We start from the raw sequence: 18,358 nt of genomic DNA on the forward strand, positions 1-18,358 counted from the left end.
GGAAGAAGCCGCCGAGGGCCAGCATCGCCAGTCCCATCCAGAGGTTGATGCGCACGCCCTGTGCCTTGTCGATCTCGCTGCTGTCGTCGAAGACGCCGATCAGGCCCACGATCACGCCGTACACCACGAACAGCAGCCCGATCACCCGGCGCACGTCGAAGAGGCGGGCGGCGGCCGACCGCTTCTCGACTTCCTCGCCCTCGGCGAGGAGCTCGTCGTCGGGACGGTTGGTCTCGTCACTCATCACATGACCCCTTACCAGACCGGGATGTACAGGGCGAAGGCCAGCACCACGGCGATGACGCCGAGCAGGACCGGGTTACGCCACCACACCTTGTCGGCGGCGAGCACCGGAGCACCCGAGCCCTCGGCGCCGGCCAGGCCGTAGACCAGGCCGCGCAGCTCGTTCTCGGGCTTCGGCCGGGTCACCAGGGTGACCACGACGGCCACCACGACCGCGGTGACGAACGCCAGTCCGGCGCCGTAGAAGCTCTCCTCCAGGTCGGAGTTGAAGGGCACCACGTCGCCCAGGTAGAGCAGGTAGAGCGTGAGCGACGACAGGGTGCCCAGCAGCAGCGACCAGAAGCCGGCCGGCGGCGACATCCGCTTCCAGAACATGCCGACGATGAAGGTGGCGAACAGCGGCGCGTTGAACAGTGAGAACAGCGCCTGGATGTAGTTCATGATGTTGCTGAAGCCGGCCGCGATGAACGCGGTGCCGATGCCGACGATCACGCCGCCGACCGTGGCCCAGCGCCCGACCCGCAGGTAGTACTCGTCCGAGCGCCCCCGGCGCACGTACGACTGCCAGATGTCGTAGGTGAACACGGTGTTGAAGCCGCTGACGTTGGCCGCCATGCCGGCCATGAACGAGGCCAGCAGGCCGGTCACCGCGACGCCCAGCACGCCGTTGGGCAGCAGTTCGTTCATCAGGATCGGGATCGAGTTGTTGTAGACCAGATCCCCGGACTCCGCGCCCAGGCCCTTGACCGTGACGATCGCGATCAGGCCGGGGATCACCGTGATGACCGGGATCAGGAGCTTGGGGAAGGCGCCGATGATCGGCGTCCGCCGGGCCGCGCTCATGTCCTTGGCCGAGAGCGCCCGCTGCACCTCGGCGAAGTTCGTGGTCCAGTAGCCGAACGACAGCACGAAACCGAGCCCGAAGATGATGCCGATCCAGTTGGCGCCCAGCGGGTTGTCGGCCGAGCTGCCGGTATTGGACCAGGTGTGCAGCGCCGCGTCGCCGAGCGGGCCGCTGCGCACCTTGTCGAACAGCCCGTCGATGCCGCCGACCTTGATCAGGCCGATGATGGTGATCGGGATCAGACCGGCCAGGATCACGAAGAACTGCAGCACCTCGTTGTAGATCGCCGAGGACAGGCCGCCGATGCTGATGTAGGTGAGCACGATCGCCGCGCCGAGGACGATCGACAGCCACAGCGGCCAGCCCAGCAACGCGTCCAGGATCAGCGCGAGCGCATAGAGGTTCACGCCCGCGATCAGCACCTGGGCGACGGCGAAGCTGATCGCGTTGAGCAGGTGCGTGGAGTTGTTGAAGCGCAGGCGCAGGAACTCGGGGACGCTGCGCACCTTGGAGCCGTAGTAGAACGGCATCATCACGATGCCCAGGAACACCATGGCCGGCACCGCGCCGATCCAGTAGTAGTGCAGGGTCATCAGGCCGTACTGCGCGCCGTTGGCCGCCATGCCGAGGATCTCGAGGGCGCCCAGGTTGGCAGAGACGAAGGCCAGGCCGGTCACCCAGGCGGGCATCGAGCGCCCGGAGAGGAAGAAGTCCGCGCTGGTCTTGATCGCGGCTCGGGCGGCGAACCCGATGCCCAGCACGAAGGCGAAATAGATCGCCACAATCAGGTAATCGAAGACATCGAGATCGAGCCGAAGTCCTTCCGCGGCGATCAGATCCACAGAACACCTCCAGGGGGTCAGCCGCCTCCTACCCCTGGTGAAGATCTTTCACACCTGCGAGATCAAGCCCGCTTCAGCCCGGTCAGGGGCCACGAACACGCGGGCGAACGCTCGACCCTGCAAACGCGTGGAACCGCGCGAATGCCGTCTCACGCAAGTCGCCGACGAGCGCACTCGCTCCGTGACCGCCATCAGCACGATCAGCCGACGGTCGCTTACAACACCACTCGGTAGTGCAGGTGCGTGACGCCGGGCGCGTCGAGGACGCGCGTCAGTTCGAGTTCCACGTTGGCTGCGCCGAACAGTCGCCGCCCGCCGCCGAGCACGACCGGAATCAAATGAATCTCCAGCTCGTCGAGCAGGCCGTCGAGCAGCAACGACTGGGCAAGGTCGGCGCCGTGCACCATCACGTTCCGGTCGCCGGCGGCCGCCTTGGCCTCACGCATAGCGGTGGCGGCGTCGGGCACGTAGTGGACCCAGCCGCTCTGCGGTCGCGGCGGAGTGCCGCGGGTGGGCACGAAGATCGGCACGCCGTGGTGGTCGCCGCCCCAGTGACCGGCGTAGTCGAACGTCTTGCGACCGACGACGACCGCGGCCGTGGCGATCAACTCTGCAACCACCTGCCCGCTCAGCCCCGGCGGAGCGAAGTGCGGATAATCGGCGACGGGCTCGCCGAGCCAGTCGTGCAGCCGCTGCCCACCGTTACCGAGCCCGTTGCTCGGGCCGTCCTCCGGGCCGGTGATGAAGCCGTCGAGCGACATCGACATGTACAGCACAGATTTCGCCATGCGGTCTCCGTTCTCGGGGGCTGACAGCGCCCGTTCCAGCCGGTCGAACGCGTGCGGCAGGCCGCGACCGTGCTCGTCGCGCAGCTCGTCGGACGGGAAGTCCCACTGGAGCATTGTCATCAGGGTCGCCCCATCCCGGGACGCGAAGCTGAACTCGGTGCTGAAGGCGAGCCTCGACCCGTCGGGGCGGGTCTCGGTTGTGGCCAGTAGGAGGCGACGAGGGCGCTCAATCGCCTCGAACACGTGCCGGTGCCGGTAGACCTCGCCCGGCGACGGGCCGAAGATGATCTCCCAGGCGCCGCCGACGCGAAGCTCACAGCGCGAGTCGACGACCCAGCCCGGTGCGTCGTTGCCGTAGAACTCGCGCTGACCCGCCGGGCTCGTGAACAGGTCGAACACGCGAACCGGTGACGCCTGGATCAAGCGCTCGTAGCGGAGCTCGCGGCTCACCGCGCTCGCTCCACGAAGCGCTCGAAGCGGTCCAACCGGGCTTCCCAGGCGCGGCGATGAACCTTGATCCACTCTGCGGCCTCGCCGAGTGTCGTGGCTGAGCCCAGCCGGCACTCGCGCACCCGGCCCACCTTCTCCGTCTCGACGAGGCCGGCGAGCTCCAGGACCCCGACGTGCTTCTTGATCCCGTTGAGAGTCAGGCCCGACGGCCCCGCGAGCTGGCTCAGCGTCGCCGGGCCGTGGCCCAGACGCTCCAGGATGTGCCGCCGCTTGGAGTCCGAGAGCGCGAAGAACGTAGCGTCGAGCGTCGGCAACACTGCACTCATCGGTGCACTATATATCTGTTCGCCCGCTGGTGGGCGGTGGCCGCCGGCCCGGTATGAACGGTGGCATCCTCCGGCCCGGCCGGACCTCACAGAACACCTGTGGACGGCGCTCAGCGCCGGAGAAGAACCGCCGATCAGGAGTACGTGAGCCAGCCGCTGGTTGCCGCCGTACTGATCGTCAAGGACGAGGCCGCGATGCTTCCCGCGTGCCTCGCCTCCCTCGCCCGGGTGGTGGACGAGATCGTCGTCCACGACACCGGCTCGACCGACGGCACCGACGAGCTGGCCGCCGGGCTCGGCGCCACGGTGACCCGCGGCGCCTGGACCGGCGACTTCGCCGCCGCCCGCAACGCCGCCGCGGCGGCCGCCCGGGCCGACTGGGTGCTCGCGCTGGACGCCGACCACCGGGTCACCGCCGACCCGGTCGCGCTCCGGGCGCGGCTGACCGGCACCGACGCCGACGCCTTCCGGATCCAGGTCGACGACGCGCACTACGCCTCGCCGTACCGTCAGCCGGAGACCCGGCTCTACCGGCCGGCCGCCTTGTCGTGGACCGGCCGGGTGCACGAGCGGCTGGTGCCCGCGGCGGCGCGCGGTGAGCTGCCGGCGTCCGTGGTCCGGCTGCAGCACCTCGGCCACCACAACCGCCCCGAGCTGCTCCGCCGCGCCGAGCGCAACCTCGAGCTGGGCCGGGTCATGCTCGACGAGCTGGCCCGCGGATCGGACCGGGAGGCGATCGCCCGGACGATGCTCGCCCTGGGCCGCGACTGTGTCGCCGCCGAGAGCTGGCAGCAGGCCGCCGACACGTTCGAGACGCTCCGCGATCTGTTCCCCGGCTCGGCGGAGTGGACGCAGGCCACCGACTGCCTGGCCCGGCTGGTGCTGGCCCGCGGCTACGACAAGATCTGCCTGGTGCTGGTCGGGCAGTTGCGCGACGCGGGCGCGCCGGAGCCCTACTGCGACTGGCTGGAGGCGCAGGCGCTGGCCCACCTGGGCGGGTCGGACGAGGCGGCCCGCCTGCTGGCCGGAGTCACCGAGGTGGTCGACACGGCCGGCCGCCGCCGCGACCCGGCCGCCCTGCTCGAGATGAAGGCGCTGGTCGGCCGCCTGCGCTCGCTCACCGTCGCCGATCGATGAGGACGGCCAGGCCGTCCAGGATCCGCTCGACGCCGAAGTCGAACGCCTGATCCTCATCACCCGGCCGGACGTCGGCCAGGGCGGCGGCCAGCGCCGGGAACCTTTCGGCGTGCTGCGCCATCGCGGCGAGCAGCCCCGACTCGGACAGCTGCGCGGTCGCCTGCTCGGCCAGCGCGCGGGCGTGCCCGACCAGCACCGCCACCGTGTCCAGGCGCTCGGCCCCGCTCAGCGGCAGGCCGTCCAGGGCCACCAGTGCCGCCTCGGTCCAGGCGATCTCGTTGGGGCCCACCGGGCGCGGGCCGACCGTCGCGGGCAGCGACCACGGGTGGGCCAGGAAGCCCTGCATGAGGCGGCCGGTCCACTGCCTCAGGGCGGCGCGCCAGTCATCTGCGGGCAGGTCGGGCGGCGCGCCCAGTGACCGCTCCACCATCTGCGCGACCAGCTCCGCCTTGCCGGGCAGATAGCGGTACAGCGCCATCTTCGTGCAGCCGAGATCCGCCGCCACCCGTTGCATCGAGACGCCGGCCAGGCCCTCGGCCACGGCGATCGCGACGCCCGCCGCGGCGATGCCGTCCACCGTCAGCGACGGCTTCGGTCCACGCGAGCCCATCGAACCCCCTTGCGCTCCCGGATAACTGTCTCTACCGTACACAGAATCAAACCGTATCCGGTGGAAACAGTTTTGGGGAGAGTGGCATGGACGTGTTGATCTCAGGGGCGAGCATCGCGGGGCCGGCGCTGGCGTACTGGCTGGGCCGGGCCGGGCATCGGCCGACGATCGTGGAGATCGCGCCGCGGTTGCGGACCGGCGGCAGCGCTGTGGACTTCCGCGGCCCGCTGCATCTGGGCATCCTCGAGCGGATGGGCGTGCTCGACGCGCTGCGCGCCCGGCAGACCGGCGGCACCGCGATGCGCTTCGAGGACGCGGACGGCGGGCGGCTGATGGAGATGCCGTCCGACTTCGCCGGCGGTGACCTGGAGCTGCGGCGCGGCGACCTGGCCGAGGTGCTGTGCGAGGCGGCGGCGCCATGGACCGAGTTCATCTTCGGCGACAGCATCGCCTCGATGACCGAGACCGCCACCGGTGTGGACGTGACGTTCCGCAGCGGGCTGCGGCGCACCTTCGACCTGGTGATCGGCGCCGACGGTGTGCACTCGACCGTGCGCCGGCTGACCTTCGGCCCCGAGGACCGTTTCGTCAAGCACCTCGGCTACTACGTCGCCGGGTGGGACATGCCCAACGAGTGGGGCGCCGAGCGCCAGTGCCGTGCCTTCAACGAACCCGGGCGCCTGGCCAGCATGTTCTGCGACGGGGACACCGCGGGCGCGTTCATGGCGTTCCGCGCGCCGCCGCTGGAGTACGACCGCCGCGACCTCGAGCAGCAGAAGCGCATCGTCCTGGACCGCTTCGCCGGCATGGGCTGGCTGACCCCGCGGCTGCTGGACGGGCTCGCCGAGACCCGCGACATGTATTTCGATCAGATCTGCCGGGTCGACGTGCCGGAGTGGGCCCGCGGCCGGGTGACCCTGATCGGCGACGCCGCGTCCGGGCTGACCATCGGCGGTCAGGGCTGCGGCACCGCGCTGATCGAGGCGTACGCGCTGGCCGGGGAACTGGCGGCGGCCGGCGGCGACCACCGCGTGGCGTTCGCGGCCTACGAGCGCCGGTTCAAGCGGTTCACCGCCGCCGCCAAGCGGGGCAACCCGGGCCGTTTCCTGGCGCCCCGCCGTGGCTACGGGATCCGGCTGCGCGACTGGCTGCACAACCGGGCGTGGTTCCTGGCCCTGACCATGCGGATGGCCGCGGACCGCACCGACCTCGACCTGCCGGCCTACAGCTTCGCCAGCGCCTCGTCGGTCAGGTCGGCCAGCGACGGCACCACCAGGGACGACGCGTCCAGCGCGTCCTGAGCGGGCGGGTAGACGCCGTGTGGCACGCAGATCACGGTCATCCCGGCCGCGGCCGCCGCGCGCAGCCCGTTGCTGGAGTCCTCGATCGCCGCGCAGACGGCCGGGTCGAACCCGAGCCTCTGCGCGGCGGTCAGATAGACGTCCGGCGCCGGCTTGCCGCGCGGCACCTCCTCGGTGGAGAGCACCACCCGGAAGACCTGATCGAGCCCCGACTCGGCGAGCACCCGGTCGATCAGCACCCGCGCCGACGAGCTGGCCAGCCCGACCGGGTAGGACGCGGCGATCCGGCGCACCGCGTCCACCGCGCCGGGAATGACCGGCAGGCTCTCGTGATAGCGGGCCGCCATCCGCGTGAGCACATCGTCCGCGACCCGCTCCGGCGGCAGTTCGACGCCCACGTCCTCGGCCAGGTGCCGGGCCCACTCCGGGGTGCTCATCCCCATCATCCGGGTCTGCGTGTCCGGCAGGAACTCGCGGCCGTGCTCGGCCACATACCCCCGCCGCACCTCCTCCCAGACCTCCTCGGAGTCGATGATCACGCCGTCCAGGTCGAAGACGACCGCCTGGATCGTCACAGCGCCTCGGCGGCGGGCACGAGTTCCTTCTGGAAGACCTCGAACTGCGACGTGTCGTGGACGTTGCGCACGCCGCCGTGCACGACCGTGAAGCCGAGGCCGGCGAACCGCTCGAACTGCTTGACGATCTCGCCGACGCCGGTCGAGAGGGCGAAGTTGAAGATGACCGTCTTCTCGATCTCGTCGTAGTCGCGGCCGACGTCGTCGCAGTGCTTGCGCAGCACATCCAGCTTGCGTTCGATGTCCGGCACCGGGAAGAGGTTGCACGCGTCGGCGTACTTCGCGACCAGGCGCAACGTCTTCTTCTCGCCGCCGCCACCGATCAGGATCGGCACCCGCGACAGCGGGGCCGGCGAGTTCAGCGGCCGGTCGAGCTTGTAGTGCTTGCCCTCGAACGCGGTCTCGTCCCCGGCGAACATCTGCTTGCAGATCCGCAGCGCCTCCTCGAGCCGCTCGAAGCGCTCGGCGGTCGGCGGGAAGAGCAGGCCGAGACCGCGTGACTCCTCCTCGTTCCAGGCCGCGCCGATGCCCAGCATCGCGCGCCCGCCGGAGAGCACGTCGAGCGTGGTGACCGCCTTGGCGAGCAGCCCCGGGTCGCGGTAGACGACGCCGGTCACCAACGTCAGCAGCTTCGCCCGCTTGGTGTGCGCGGCGAGGAAGCCGAGAGCGGTGTACGCCTCGAGCATCTCGTGCTCCGGTGGTCCGATAACACCGATCTGCCAGAGGTGGTCCATGACGCTGATCCGCTCGAACCCGGCCTCGTCCGCCGCGGTGGCGATCTCGGCGAGGGCGGCGCCCAGCCGCGGGGCGCCGTCCGGCCAGGTGAAGTTGGCGATGTGCAGCCCGAGTCTCATGCCGAAACCCTAGCCCCGGGAGGTGAACGAGTCCGACATGTCACGCGGTGTAGCCATCGTCGACCTCGCGTGATCGACATTGTTGCTGGGCCGGACGGTGAGGGGTGGTCGACCGTTTCGCTGAGTTGACCGACCGTAGCCGATTGCTAGGTTGACAAGATCTTCAAGGGGAAGCGAGGGCGCACCGCCATGTCTCCTGCGCCGGGGTACGCCGGACGGTCCCCGACCGTCAGCGTCGTGATCCCCGCGCTGGACGAGGCCGGCAACATCGCCCTGGTGCTGGAGAACCTGCCACCGATGGTCGGCGAGGTGATCGTGGTGGACGGCGGGTCCGGCGACGACACCGTCGCGGTGGCCCGGCACGCGTACCCCGGGGTCCAGGTGGTCCGGCAGACCCGCTCCGGCAAGGGCAACGCTCTGGCCTGCGGCTTCGCGATGTGCCAAGGGGACATCGTGGTGACCCTGAACGGCGACGGCTCCACCGACCCGGGCGAGATCCCCCGGTTCGTCGACGCGTTGCTGGCCGGGGCCGAGGCGGCGCACGGCTCGCGGTTCCGCATCGGCGGCGCGGACCTGGCCGCCACCCGGCTCGAACGGTTCGCCGACGGGCTGCTCAGCCGCATGGTCAACAACGCCTTCGGGACCCGGTTCACCGACGTCGGCTCGAGCTACAACGCGTTCTGGCGTACCCGTCTGGAAGCTCTCGGCCTGCCCGGCCCGGACGTCTCCGGACGGCGCGGCACGCGCCCGGTCTGGGGCGACGGCACCGAGATCGAGTCGCTGGTCACGATCCGGATGGCCGCCGAGGGCATGCGCGTGATGGAGGTGGCGACGACCCGGTATCCGCGGCTGCACGGCACCCGGCCGCGCCGCCGGCTGAGCCGTGCCGTGCGGGGGGTGCGGGTGCTGCTGCGGGAGCGCCGGCGCCGGGACCGGCTCGCCGCCCATCCGTCGTCGCCGGCGCGGCACGACGCGGGCTCGCGGGGTACGACGTCCGTGCCGATCCCCTACAACCGCCGGGCCGAGGACCTGCGACCGGCGGCCCCGCATCCGGCGCCGTACGTGGTGGGCGAGCGCGCCACCGGCCGGCACGCGGTCCGCGACGACGCCGCACCCGCCCGCCCGTATCCCGGTCCGCGCCCGGACTGGGCCGACTCGGTCGACCGCCGCAGCGTGCACCGCAGCGGCGTGCATGAAAGCGGTGCACATGAGAGCGGTGCACAGGAGAGCGGTGCACATGAGAGCGGCATGCACGAGAGCGGTGCGCACCGCGCCGACAGCGGCGTGCGGCACAGCGCCCTCTACGACACCGGGGTGATCAGGACCGGCCGGTACGACACCGGCGTGCACCGCACCGACATCTACGACACCGGGGCCGAGGAACCAACCCGCGAGGTCGGCGGTGGCCGGCGCCGGCTGGATGCCAAGGACCGGCGTGTCCCTGGCGAGAGCAGCACCCGATGACGCACATCAACCCGGCGCGCCGGCTCGGCGCCGAGCGTGCGACCGATCACCAGGGACGCTCCGGCGACCGCCCCTGGCCCGCGGACCAGGCGGTCACCGCGAAGGCCGACGCTCAGCCGCGCTCGCGCAGGCGCGGCAGCACCTCGTCGCTGTAGAGCCGCAGGAAGCGCTCCTGATCGGGCCCCGGTGCGTGAAAGACCAGGTGCTGGAAGCCCATGTCCAGATACTCACCCACCTTGGCCGCGTGCTCGGCGGGATCGGACGACACGATCCACCGGGTGGCGGTGCGCTCGACCGGCAGGGCGTCGGCCCGGCGCTGCATCTCGATCGGGTCCTCGACGCTGTGCTTCTCCTCCGGCGACAGCGCCAGCGCACCCCAGTAGTGCGTGTCCTTGCGGGCGCGTTCCAGGTCGGGGTCGAAGGACACCTTGACCTCGATCATCAGGTCGTAGCCGTCCAGTGACCGGCCCGCCTTCCCCGCGCCCTCGCGCACGGCCGGCAGCAGCGTGTCGGTGTAGAGCTCGTGCCCCTTGCCGCTGGTGGTGATGAAGCCGTCGGCGATGCGGCCGGCCAGCCGGGTGGCGGCCGGGCCGGAGGCGCCGATGTAGATCGGCACCGGCCGCTCGGGCTTGTCGTAGATCGTCGCCTTCTCGGTCCGGTAATACTGCCCCTCGAAGGTGACCCGGTCCTCACTCCACAGTTGCTTGATCAGCGTCACGGCTTCCTTGAGCCGGGCGAACCGCTCCTTGCCGTCGGGCCACTGCGTGCCGAGCGGCACCTCGTTCAGCGACTCACCGGACCCGACGCCGAGGATGACCCGCTCCGGCGCCAGGCAGCCCAGCGTGGCGAAGGCCTGCGCGACCACGGCGGGGTGGTAGCGGAAGGTCGGCGTGAGCACGCTCGTGCCGAGCGAGATGCGTTGGGTACGCGCGGCCAGCGCGCCCAGCCACGGAAGCGCCGCCGGGGCGTGCCCGCCGTCGTGCCGCCACGGCTGCAGGTGGTCGCTGACGAAGACGGAGTCGAAGCCGAGCTCCTCGGCCAGCACGCCGTAACCCAGCAGCTCGGCAGGGGGGAACTGCTCCGCGGATGCCTTGTACCCGAACCGAATCATGGTTTGGACTCTAGCCCGCGGCGCGGTAGGCCCGCCCGGCCTCGGTGGGGCTGTTTCCGGCCGTGTAGAGCCCGTACGGCGTGCTGTCGCCGATCGCCGGGAGGCCGAACCAGGCGTACCGCTCGACGAAGGAGCGCTTCTCCAGGCCCGCCGTGGTGCCGGTGATGAAGTCGGCGTACTGCTCGCCGGTCGCGTACTTGGGGCTTCCCGACCAGTTGATCAGGCCGTACTCGGTGACCCAGATCGGCTTGCCGTACCGGCGGTGGACCGCGTCCACGTACCCCAGGAAGTGATTCACCGCGGCCGGGCCGAAGTCCGAGCCGTACCAGTGCAGGGTGATGAAATCGACCCGCAGGTTCTTCTGCCGCGCGCCCGTCATGAAGCGGTCCAGCCACTCGCCCTGCTGGTCGCCGCCCCAGGCGACCGCCGGGCTGCCCAGCCGCACCCCGGTCTTCTCCAGCCGGGGCCAGGCGGCGAGCGCGTCGGCCACGCTCATGTTCGCCTGCGCCTGCATGTCCGGCTCGTTGAAGGCGAGCAGCGTGCCGTCGCCCTCGCGCTTCGCCTCCGCCAGCCGGGCGTCGGTGGCGTCCGACCCGGCCCGGATCATCGGCACGAACTCGACGCCGGCGGGCGCGGACGCGACGTCGTCGTTGGACGCCCAGGTGTAGAACCAGGAGGCGCCGACGTCCTTCATGGCCGCCTTGTTGCCGGCGAAGGCCCAGGTGCCGACGCCCTTCTTGGCGCTGATCGCCTTGGGCGCGGGGGCGGCCGCCTTGGTGGCCGGCTTGGGCTTCGGCTTGCTCGCCGACGGCTTCGGCGTGGGCGCCGGGCTGCTCGGGATCGGCGACGGCGCGATGGTCGTCGGCGTCGCCGCCACCGCGGCGGCCCGGACCGGCGGGGTCGCCTCGTGCTGCTGGTGGATGACGACCGCCGCGCCGCCGCCCGCGACCGTGGTCGTGGCCAGGGTGGCGGTGACCATGCGGCGGCTCATCCCCAGCACCGTCTTCGCCGCCACCGTCTTGAGCGTCAACGCCTTGCCGCCGCCGGTCGCCAGCCCCGCCAATTGGCCAGCCAGTTGCCCGGCCACGTGCTCGGCTCCGAACGGCGCCGGGATCAAAGCCATGCCGGCCAGCAGGCGCTCGGCGGCGACCAGGTTGTTCCAGGCCGGCGCGCAGGTGCGGCAGTCACGGGTGTGGCGGGCTATGCGCTTGCGCCACAGGCCGGTCGGGTGCCCGTCCCAGCCCACGAGGACCGGACGCAGCTCGGGGCACAGCGGGGACGCGGCGAGGGCGCGGACGACCACCCGGGCCGTCTCCAACTGGCCCTTCATGCGCTGCACCCGCACGGCGGCGTGCTGGCGGGTCACCCCGAGCGCCGCCACGATCTCGTCGCGGGTCAGCTCGCCGGAGGCCTCCAGCCACCACAGCGAGAGCAGCTCGCGATTCTCCTCGTCCAGCCACCGGGTCGCCTCCGCGGTCTCCCGCCGCTGCCCGGAGAGCTCGAGCCGGGTGATCGCCAGGTCGGTGAAGTCGGCGCCGGGGTCGCGGACGTCGTCCGGCAGCAACACGTCCGGCCCGCCCCGCCGGGTGCGGTAGCGCTCGCGGACCTGACGCACCGCGATGGCCACCAGCCAGGACCGGAACGCCTCGGGCTCGCGCAGGTCGCCGAGGTTGCGCAGGACCCGCAGCATCACCTCCTGCACCACGTCGTCGACGTCCGCGTGGCCGTCCAGCGCCCGCCCGACGATCGTGTAGACCAGCGGAAGGTACCCGGCGACGAGGTGATCGACCGCGGCCGGGTCACCGGCGCGCGCGGCGATCACCGTGGCGGTGTCGGGTTGCTCCGGCATCAGTACCGACCTTTCCGTGGACCTGCAGAATCATGACTCGCGTCCGGCGGTATGGCGACCACCGGTGAGAGGAGACGGCCGGATCCCGCCGGGATAACACAAACCTGATGGGGCGACCTGGCGCACAGCCGCGATTAACAATCGGCCTCCGCGGGAACCCTGGCGACATGCGCATGTCGGTACGGCTCAACCTGCCGCGCGAGGTGGACAGTGTCCCCGCGGTCCGCCGGTTGCTGCGTGCCGCCCTGTCGATCCTGCGGGTCGACCGCCAGTCCGGCGCCGACCTCGAGATCGCCCTGACCGAGGCGTGCGCCAACGTGGTCAAGCACGCCGACGGCGCGAACAAGTTCGAGGTGCACCTCGAGGTGGACGAGCGGCGCTGCGCGATCGACGTGGTGGACGACGGCGCCGGTTTCGACGCCGCGGGAGCCGGCACCGAGAATGCGGACACCTCGACCGACCGTGGCCGGGGACTGTTCCTGATCCGTGCGCTCGCCGAGAACGTCCGGATGCATTCCACCGCGCGCGACGGCAGCCTCATCCATTTCGAGAAGTCCTTCGCCTGAGCTGCGCCCGAGGCGCAGACCCGAGAGTGGATCTCGCGCTCCCGCATGCCATCATTCTTTGCCCAACTGCAAATCTTGCCGCGCAGCAAATGGGAGAGGAAAGGAGCCGACCGCAGTGTCCGAAGGCCCCGCGCCGATCGGCGTCCTGCTCCGCGCGACACCACCGGATCGCCTGCCGGAGCTGGTCGCCGAGCACCTCCGTCAGCACTTCGGAGCCGAGCGGGTGGAGATCCTGCTGGCCGATCTGACCGTCTCCGGCCTCTGGCCGCTCCTCGACCCCGACGGGCCGGTCGGCGGCACGCTGGCGCAACGCTGCTTCGGCAGCCAGCGGCCGGTCACCGACGTCGGCTCGAACGGCATCCACCGGATCCACCTGCCGCTCACCGTCTGGGGTGAGCGCCTCGGTGTGCTGTCCGTGGAGACCGCACAGCCCGCGGGCAACAGCCTCACCGCCGATCTGACCGAGATCGCCGACGAACTGGCCCTCGCCCTGCGCGCGGCCGGCAACGACACCGACCGGTACGCCCGCGTGCAGCGCCGCGCCCGCCTGACCATGGCCGCCGAGCTCCAGTGGGACCTGTTGCCCGGGCGGTCGCTCGGCGACGACCGGTTCCTGGTGGCCGGCCAGCTCGAGCCCGCGTACGACGTGCACGGCGACCACTTCGACTGGGCACTCAACGGTGACCGGCTCACCGTCACCGTGCTCAACGGACACGGCGACGGCATGGCCGCGGCGCTGCTGACCACCACCGCGGTTAACGCGATGCGCAACGCCCGCCGCTCCGGGGCGAACCTGGTCGAGCAGGCCGAGCTGGCCTCGGACGCGATCTGGGCGCGGTCCGGCACCGGGCACGCGGCCACCCTCCTCCTGGAGATCGACCTGATCAGCGGCCACGTCGAGGCGGTCGACGCCGGCTCGCCCCGGGCGATGATCTCCCGCGAGGGCGACATCCACCCCGTGGACCTCGAGCAGCAGCTCCCGCTCGGCATGTTCGGCGACTCCCGCTACGAGACCCAGCGGTTCCGCCTCGAGCCCGGCGATCGTCTGCTCGTGGTCAGCGACGGCGTGCACGCCGCGGCGCCTGGCAGCAGGTCCGCCTACGGCGAATCGGGCCTCATCACCGCGCTGCGCCGCACGCGTCTGCAGCCGGCCACCGAGGCGGTCGGTACGGTGATGCGAAGCCTGCGCGAATACCACGCGGGACACGACCCGTCCGACGATGCGGTGATCGTCTGCCTGGACTGGCGGCGCTGATTCCAGCAGGCTTGGGAGGTCCGGGAACGGGTAGGCCTTAGACACGGCACCTCGGCACGAGCGCTAGGAATCCGCATGGAGCACGTGTACGACGACGCAGCCGCGGCCGAGTCCGCGGCGGAGTCGCTGCAGTCGGTGCTCGACGGTGCGCGCATGGCCCAGACGCCGGCCGTTCCGCCCGCCCAGCTGAGGGTGCTGACCATCATCGCGCGGGCGGCGGACACGAACATGAGCCGGCTGGCCGAGACCCTGGACGTCGTGCCGTCCTCAGCCAGCCGGTTGTGCGACCGGCTGGAGGCCACCGGGTTGCTGCGCCGGGTGCCCGACCCGCGCGACCGGCGCGAGGTGCGGCTGCTGCTCACGCCGGCCGCCAGGCGGCTGCTCCACGATCTGCGGGAGAGCCGGCGGCGGGCACTCGCCGGCGTGCTCTCGCGGATGAGCCCGGCGGCGCGGCACGATCTGGTGCGGGCGCTCACGGCGTTCGACGTGGCGGCCAACCCCGTGGTGGGCGAGGGCGGCGCGGGTCTGCGTACGGCCTGAGTTACCGTACGGCCGTGCGCATCGGCATCGTGATCCTTCCCGACGAGCGCTGGTCCGTTGCGGGCCGGCGATGGCAGCGTGCCGAGGAGTACGGCTTCGACCACGCCTGGACCTACGACCACATCGGCTGGCGCGACCTGGTCGACGGCCCGTGGTTCGACGCGGTGCCGACGCTGACCGCGGCCGCCATGGTGACCCGCCGGATCCGGCTCGGCACCTACGTGGCGTCGCCGAACTTCCGGCATCCGGTGCCCTTCGCCCGGTCGGTGCTGGCCCTCGACGACATCTCGCAGGGCCGGTTGGTGGTCGGCGTGGGCGCGGGCGGCACCGGGTACGACACGACGGTGCTCGGCGAGCCGGAGCTGCGGCCGGGCCGCCGGGTGGACCGGTTCGCCGAGTTCCTCGACCTGTTCTCCCGGCTGCTCACCGAGGACCACGTGGACCATCGCGGCGAGTTCTACGCCGCGGTCGACGCGCGTACGCTGCCCGGCCCGGTGCAGCAGCCCCGGCCGCCGCTGGTCGTGGCGGCCAACGGCCCCAGGGCGATCGGCCTCGCCGCCAGGCACGGCGACGGCTGGGTGACCATCGGCGACATCCGGGTGCCGGACAACCAGCGATGGTGGCTGTCGGTGGAGCGGCTGCGCGAGAGGTTCGACATCGCGCTGGCCGACGCCGGCCGCGCACCCGATGACGTCCGTAGATTTCTCAACCTGGATTCGGCGCCCACTTCACCGTTGAGCAGCGCCGACGCTTTCACCGAAGCGGCCGGGCGGGCGGCGGCCCTCGGTTTCACCGATGTGATCGCGCACTGGCCGCGGTCCAGCGGCTGGTATGCGGGTTCTGAGAAGGTGCTGGAAACGGTCGCCGGACTGCTGCCGCGGCTGCGTGCCCTTTAGGCCTCGCCGCGCAGTTGACCGGCGCCCGAAACTGGTCCTAAGACAATGGTTCAGCGGCGGTGCGCCGCACGGTAGGCGTCACTGACACTCTGCGGAATGCGCCCGCGCTCGGAGATCTGGTGACCGTTGCTCGCCGCCCACTCGCGAATCGCCTTGTTCTCGTCCCGGCTCCCGGCCGTGCGCCCGGCCGCGCTCGCCTGCCGTGCCCGGCCGGAACCACGGCCCACGCGGGTGCCCGCGTTGATGAACGGGTCGAGCGCCTTGCGCAGCTTTCCGGCATTGGCATCGGAAAGGTCGATCGTGTAGCTCGTTCCGTCCAGACTGAACTCGACGGTGCGGTCCGCCTTCTTTCCGTCCAGATCGTCGATGAGAGTGGTGATTACCTGTCGCGCCATGACGACTCCCGTTGGTTATCAGAATAGCCGCGCCCAGTGTCGCCCTTCGGCGCCGTCCCGCGCAACTCTTCCCTCAGATTCGACCATTCAATATTTTGCGGCGGCGAGTCGGCCAATAAATGCACGCACAGTATTCGCGCGAATGGCCGGCGACGGTGGCGCGGGTCCACGGGCGGGTGGCTGACGGCATCCGGATGCGGTTAGGGTCGTCGCCATGGACGCCTCCGACTCCGCTCCCGAGGCCGCCGGCGGCGGCGACTCGGCCGCCGAGGCGCCCCCGCCGAAGCCCGGAGTCTCCACCCCGGCCGGAGACGTAGCGGCTGCCGGCGACACGGCCCCGGAGGAGCCCGGATCCTCCGCCCCGGCCGAAGGCTCAGCGGCCGGCAGCAACACAGCGGCCGGCAGCACAGCCTGGCACGAGCAGCGACGGCAGGCGATCGCCGGGCATGCCGCGGCGCTCGAGGCGGGGCGTGCGGCCGAGGCCGACGAGGCCGCAGCGCTCATCGCCGATTTCGTCCGGGCCGCCGAGGAGCGCGGCCTGTCCCCCACGGTGCTCTCCGCCCGATCCTTCGACGGCCGGTCGACGTATCGGACGCGCATCCGTGGGTGGTACCTGAAGAGCAACAAGTCCGTAGCCGTCGGGACGGACGGTGGCTATTACGTGCTCACCGTCCCGTCCTCGCTGCGCGCCCGCTTCACCGGCGCCGACCTGCAACCGAGCATCCCCCGGCTCGTGGTCGGCGCGGGCGGTGGCGACGGCGAGACCATCCCCCTGGCGCAGCTCCTGCGGCGCCGTCTCGACCTGGGAGTTTCCTGGCCGTGATCGTTGGTTCCCCTTCCCCCGCACGACGCGGTGTCGTGGCGGCGGCAGTTGCCGCTGCCACGCTCGCATTCCCCGCCGCCCCCGCGGCTGCGGTTCCCGCGGCCATTTCCCGGGCCGTTTCCGGACCGGCTTCCGGGCCCGTTTCCGCGGCCGTTCCCGGGCGGGCGCAGCGCGCCGATGTGCCGTGCCCCAAGCCGGCCGTCGCGCCGCCCAAGGGCCGCCCGCCGCGGCCCACCCCGCCCAAGGACGACCCGGTGCTGCGCGCGGTCGGCGGTGACGCGCTGGCCACCAGCGGCCTGACCGTGCCGGCCGGCGCACCCAAGCCCCCGCCGATCAGCGCGACCACCTGGCTGGTCGCCGACCTGGACACCGGCGAGGTGCTGGGCGGCTGCGGCCCGCACGTCTACCAGACCCCGGCCAGCGTGCAGAAGTTGCTGCTGGCGGCCACGGTGATGCCGAAGCTGGACCGCAAGAAGCTCATCAAGGTGGTCGACTCGGACCTGCAGATCGAGCCGGGCAGCTCCGCGGTCGGCCTGGTCAAGGGCGGGCAGTATTCGATCACCACCCTCTGGCTGGGCCTGATCCTCAACTCCGGCAACGACGCGGCGAACACGCTGGCCCGGCTCGGCGGCGGCGCGGGCGGCGTCCCGGCCACGGTGGCCGCGATGAACGCCGAGGCGCGCAAGCTGGGCGCGTACCAGACGCACGCGGTCACCCCCTCGGGGCTGGACGGGCCCGGGCAGTTCACCAGCGCCTACGACCTGGCGCTGATCGCCCGGGTCTGCTTCGCCATGCCGGACTTCCGCTCCTATGCGCTGACCCGCAGCGCGAAGATGCCCGCCCAGAAGGCCCTGAAGAAGGGCGGCTTCCAGTTCCAGAACGAGAACAAGCTGATCTACAACTACCCGGGGGCGCTCGGCGGGAAGACCGGCTTCACCAAGCTGGCCCGGCACAGCTACGTCGGCGCGGCGCAGCGCAACGGCCGCCGGCTGGTGGCCACCCTGCTCGGCGCCGAGGCGAACCCGCTGCGCAGCTGGCAGCAGGGCGCGAAGCTGCTGGACTGGGGCTTCTCGCTGCCCAAGGACGCCTCGGTGGGCAAGCTGGTGGAGCCGGACGGCAAGGACGCCGAGGGTACGGCGGACACGAAGGACGCCAAGGCGGTGCCGCCCCCGGCGGAGAAGCCGGCGCCGGCCGCGGCCCAGAAGGCGTCACCGCAGCTGCTGTCCCTCGGAGTGGCCGCCGCGGTGGCGATCGTGCTGGCCGGCACCCCACTCCTCCTCCTGCTGACCCAGCGCCGCCGCCACAGAATCCGCCGCCGCCCAAGAACCCAATAACAGCCACCGGCCCGCCGTCGCAACCAAAGTGGTAGCCCACACGCCCATCCGGCCCTCGAATGGACGTCTGAGCTACCACTGCCAACCGGCGCGCAGCGTCGCAAGCGAAAAGTGGTAGCCCACGGGCCGATCCGAGCCCCCGATGCCCCTCTGGG

At 71.4% G+C, this 18,358-nt stretch carries 20 protein-coding genes; 10 read left to right on the forward strand and 10 right to left on the reverse strand.

Going from position 1 to position 18,358, the window contains the following annotated elements:
• From AB0M20_RS03585 to AB0M20_RS03600, 4 genes are all read right to left on the reverse strand, one after another.
• A partial coding sequence (locus AB0M20_RS03585; protein ID WP_364293087.1) for a hypothetical protein occupies positions 1 to 244 on the reverse strand: 244 nt, incomplete at its 3' end.
• An 11-nt stretch (positions 245 to 255) separates the two neighbouring features.
• Positions 256 to 1,929 carry a sodium:solute symporter family protein gene (locus AB0M20_RS03590; protein WP_364293090.1) on the reverse strand — a complete coding sequence of 558 codons (1,674 nt, stop codon included), beginning with the start codon at positions 1,927 to 1,929 and terminating at the stop codon, positions 256 to 258.
• Positions 1,930 to 2,144: 215 nt separating this feature from the next.
• Positions 2,145 to 3,167, reverse strand: coding sequence for a dihydrofolate reductase family protein (locus tag AB0M20_RS03595; RefSeq protein ID WP_364293093.1), 1,023 nt, complete (start codon positions 3,165 to 3,167; stop codon positions 2,145 to 2,147).
• Positions 3,164 to 3,493, reverse strand: coding sequence for a helix-turn-helix domain-containing protein (locus tag AB0M20_RS03600; RefSeq protein WP_364293096.1), 330 nt, complete (start codon positions 3,491 to 3,493; stop codon positions 3,164 to 3,166). The genes AB0M20_RS03595 and AB0M20_RS03600 overlap by 4 nt, the downstream gene beginning before the upstream one ends.
• A gap of 144 nt (positions 3,494 to 3,637) precedes the next feature.
• On the opposite strand from AB0M20_RS03600, the gene AB0M20_RS03605 reads away from it, so the two are divergent.
• The gene (locus tag AB0M20_RS03605) at positions 3,638 to 4,630 is read left to right on the forward strand and encodes a glycosyltransferase (protein ID WP_364293099.1); all 993 of its coding nucleotides are present in this window, start codon (positions 3,638 to 3,640) and stop codon (positions 4,628 to 4,630) included.
• On the opposite strand, the gene AB0M20_RS03610 is transcribed toward AB0M20_RS03605, so the two are convergent.
• Entirely contained in the window at positions 4,611 to 5,240 is a 630-nt protein-coding gene (locus tag AB0M20_RS03610; protein WP_364293102.1) for a TetR/AcrR family transcriptional regulator C-terminal domain-containing protein, read from the reverse strand. The genes AB0M20_RS03605 and AB0M20_RS03610 overlap by 20 nt on opposite strands.
• An 86-nt stretch (positions 5,241 to 5,326) precedes the next feature.
• Here AB0M20_RS03610 and AB0M20_RS03615 point away from each other — a divergent pair, with 86 nt between their 5' ends.
• A complete protein-coding gene (locus AB0M20_RS03615; RefSeq protein WP_364293105.1) occupies positions 5,327 to 6,541 on the forward strand; it encodes an FAD-dependent monooxygenase in 1,215 nt (404 codons plus the stop codon).
• Here the strand turns inward: AB0M20_RS03615 and AB0M20_RS03620 are convergent.
• Together AB0M20_RS03620 and AB0M20_RS03625 are read right to left on the reverse strand one after the other, a co-directional pair.
• Positions 6,463 to 7,116, reverse strand: coding sequence for an HAD family phosphatase (locus AB0M20_RS03620; protein WP_364293108.1), 654 nt, complete (start codon positions 7,114 to 7,116; stop codon positions 6,463 to 6,465). The genes AB0M20_RS03615 and AB0M20_RS03620 overlap by 79 nt on opposite strands.
• Positions 7,113 to 7,970 (reverse strand): LLM class F420-dependent oxidoreductase, encoded by an 858-nt coding sequence (locus AB0M20_RS03625; RefSeq protein ID WP_364293111.1) that lies wholly within the window; start codon positions 7,968 to 7,970, stop codon positions 7,113 to 7,115. The genes AB0M20_RS03620 and AB0M20_RS03625 overlap by 4 nt, the downstream gene beginning before the upstream one ends.
• A 189-nt stretch (positions 7,971 to 8,159) precedes the next feature.
• Here AB0M20_RS03625 and AB0M20_RS03630 point away from each other — a divergent pair, with 189 nt between their 5' ends.
• Positions 8,160 to 9,434: a glycosyltransferase family 2 protein gene (locus AB0M20_RS03630; protein WP_364293114.1), complete on the forward strand. Its 1,275-nt coding sequence runs from the start codon at positions 8,160 to 8,162 to the stop codon at positions 9,432 to 9,434.
• Complete coding sequence (locus tag AB0M20_RS03635; RefSeq protein WP_364293117.1) at positions 9,431 to 9,589, forward strand: hypothetical protein; 159 nt, start codon at positions 9,431 to 9,433, stop codon at positions 9,587 to 9,589. The genes AB0M20_RS03630 and AB0M20_RS03635 overlap by 4 nt, the downstream gene beginning before the upstream one ends.
• Here the strand turns inward: AB0M20_RS03635 and fgd are convergent.
• The gene (fgd, locus tag AB0M20_RS03640; protein ID WP_364293120.1) at positions 9,547 to 10,545 is read right to left on the reverse strand and encodes a glucose-6-phosphate dehydrogenase (coenzyme-F420); all 999 of its coding nucleotides are present in this window, start codon (positions 10,543 to 10,545) and stop codon (positions 9,547 to 9,549) included. The genes AB0M20_RS03635 and fgd overlap by 43 nt on opposite strands.
• Before the next feature lie 10 nt (positions 10,546 to 10,555).
• On the reverse strand, positions 10,556 to 12,394 hold the full coding sequence (locus tag AB0M20_RS03645; protein WP_364293123.1) for a sigma-70 family RNA polymerase sigma factor: 1,839 nt from the start codon (positions 12,392 to 12,394) through the stop codon (positions 10,556 to 10,558).
• Between the two features lie 167 nt (positions 12,395 to 12,561).
• On the opposite strand from AB0M20_RS03645, the gene AB0M20_RS03650 reads away from it, so the two are divergent.
• The 4 genes from AB0M20_RS03650 to AB0M20_RS03665 all read left to right on the forward strand — a co-directional run bounded on the left by AB0M20_RS03650 (position 12,562) and on the right by AB0M20_RS03665 (position 15,651).
• Positions 12,562 to 12,960, forward strand: coding sequence for an ATP-binding protein (locus AB0M20_RS03650; protein WP_364293126.1), 399 nt, complete (start codon positions 12,562 to 12,564; stop codon positions 12,958 to 12,960).
• A 115-nt stretch (positions 12,961 to 13,075) separates the two neighbouring features.
• Positions 13,076 to 14,215, forward strand: a complete 1,140-nt coding sequence (locus AB0M20_RS03655; RefSeq protein WP_364293129.1) for a PP2C family protein-serine/threonine phosphatase — start codon at positions 13,076 to 13,078, stop codon at positions 14,213 to 14,215.
• A gap of 75 nt (positions 14,216 to 14,290) precedes the next feature.
• Positions 14,291 to 14,755, forward strand: coding sequence for a MarR family transcriptional regulator (locus AB0M20_RS03660; RefSeq protein WP_364293132.1), 465 nt, complete (start codon positions 14,291 to 14,293; stop codon positions 14,753 to 14,755).
• A gap of 14 nt (positions 14,756 to 14,769) precedes the next feature.
• Positions 14,770 to 15,651: an LLM class flavin-dependent oxidoreductase gene (locus AB0M20_RS03665; protein ID WP_364293136.1), complete on the forward strand. Its 882-nt coding sequence runs from the start codon at positions 14,770 to 14,772 to the stop codon at positions 15,649 to 15,651.
• A 50-nt stretch (positions 15,652 to 15,701) separates the two neighbouring features.
• Here AB0M20_RS03665 and AB0M20_RS03670 read toward each other — a convergent pair whose 3' ends face one another.
• Positions 15,702 to 16,046 carry an Lsr2 family protein gene (locus tag AB0M20_RS03670; protein WP_364293139.1) on the reverse strand — a complete coding sequence of 115 codons (345 nt, stop codon included), beginning with the start codon at positions 16,044 to 16,046 and terminating at the stop codon, positions 15,702 to 15,704.
• Positions 16,047 to 16,482: 436 nt separating this feature from the next.
• Here AB0M20_RS03670 and AB0M20_RS03675 point away from each other — a divergent pair, with 436 nt between their 5' ends.
• Together AB0M20_RS03675 and AB0M20_RS03680 are read left to right on the forward strand one after the other, a co-directional pair.
• Positions 16,483 to 16,869: a hypothetical protein gene (locus AB0M20_RS03675; RefSeq protein WP_364293145.1), complete on the forward strand. Its 387-nt coding sequence runs from the start codon at positions 16,483 to 16,485 to the stop codon at positions 16,867 to 16,869.
• Positions 16,870 to 16,904: 35 nt separating this feature from the next.
• Positions 16,905 to 18,203 carry a serine hydrolase gene (locus AB0M20_RS03680; protein ID WP_364293142.1) on the forward strand — a complete coding sequence of 433 codons (1,299 nt, stop codon included), beginning with the start codon at positions 16,905 to 16,907 and terminating at the stop codon, positions 18,201 to 18,203.
• Positions 18,204 to 18,358: the final 155 nt, after the last annotated feature.

Origin of the sequence: Actinoplanes sp. NPDC051633 (genome assembly GCF_040681735.1) — a bacterium.
Taxonomy (GTDB): domain Bacteria; phylum Actinomycetota; class Actinomycetes; order Mycobacteriales; family Micromonosporaceae; genus Actinoplanes.

Bases quoted from the DNA above. Each gene is read 5' to 3' on its own strand.
- AB0M20_RS03610 (WP_364293102.1), bottom strand. From the start codon at position 5,240: ATGGGCTCGCGTGGACCGAAGCCGTCGCTGACGGTGGACGGCATCGCC.
- AB0M20_RS03645 (WP_364293123.1), bottom strand. From the start codon at position 12,394: ATGCCGGAGCAACCCGACACCGCCACGGTGATCGCCGCGCGCGCCGGT.
- fgd (WP_364293120.1), bottom strand. From the start codon at position 10,545: ATGATTCGGTTCGGGTACAAGGCATCCGCGGAGCAGTTCCCCCCTGCC.
- AB0M20_RS03660 (WP_364293132.1), top strand. From the start codon at position 14,291: ATGGAGCACGTGTACGACGACGCAGCCGCGGCCGAGTCCGCGGCGGAG.
- AB0M20_RS03650 (WP_364293126.1), top strand. From the start codon at position 12,562: ATGCGCATGTCGGTACGGCTCAACCTGCCGCGCGAGGTGGACAGTGTC.
- AB0M20_RS03635 (WP_364293117.1), top strand. From the start codon at position 9,431: ATGACGCACATCAACCCGGCGCGCCGGCTCGGCGCCGAGCGTGCGACC.
- AB0M20_RS03630 (WP_364293114.1), top strand. From the start codon at position 8,160: ATGTCTCCTGCGCCGGGGTACGCCGGACGGTCCCCGACCGTCAGCGTC.
- AB0M20_RS03625 (WP_364293111.1), bottom strand. From the start codon at position 7,970: ATGAGACTCGGGCTGCACATCGCCAACTTCACCTGGCCGGACGGCGCC.
- AB0M20_RS03615 (WP_364293105.1), top strand. From the start codon at position 5,327: ATGGACGTGTTGATCTCAGGGGCGAGCATCGCGGGGCCGGCGCTGGCG.
- AB0M20_RS03600 (WP_364293096.1), bottom strand. From the start codon at position 3,493: ATGAGTGCAGTGTTGCCGACGCTCGACGCTACGTTCTTCGCGCTCTCG.
- AB0M20_RS03670 (WP_364293139.1), bottom strand. From the start codon at position 16,046: ATGGCGCGACAGGTAATCACCACTCTCATCGACGATCTGGACGGAAAG.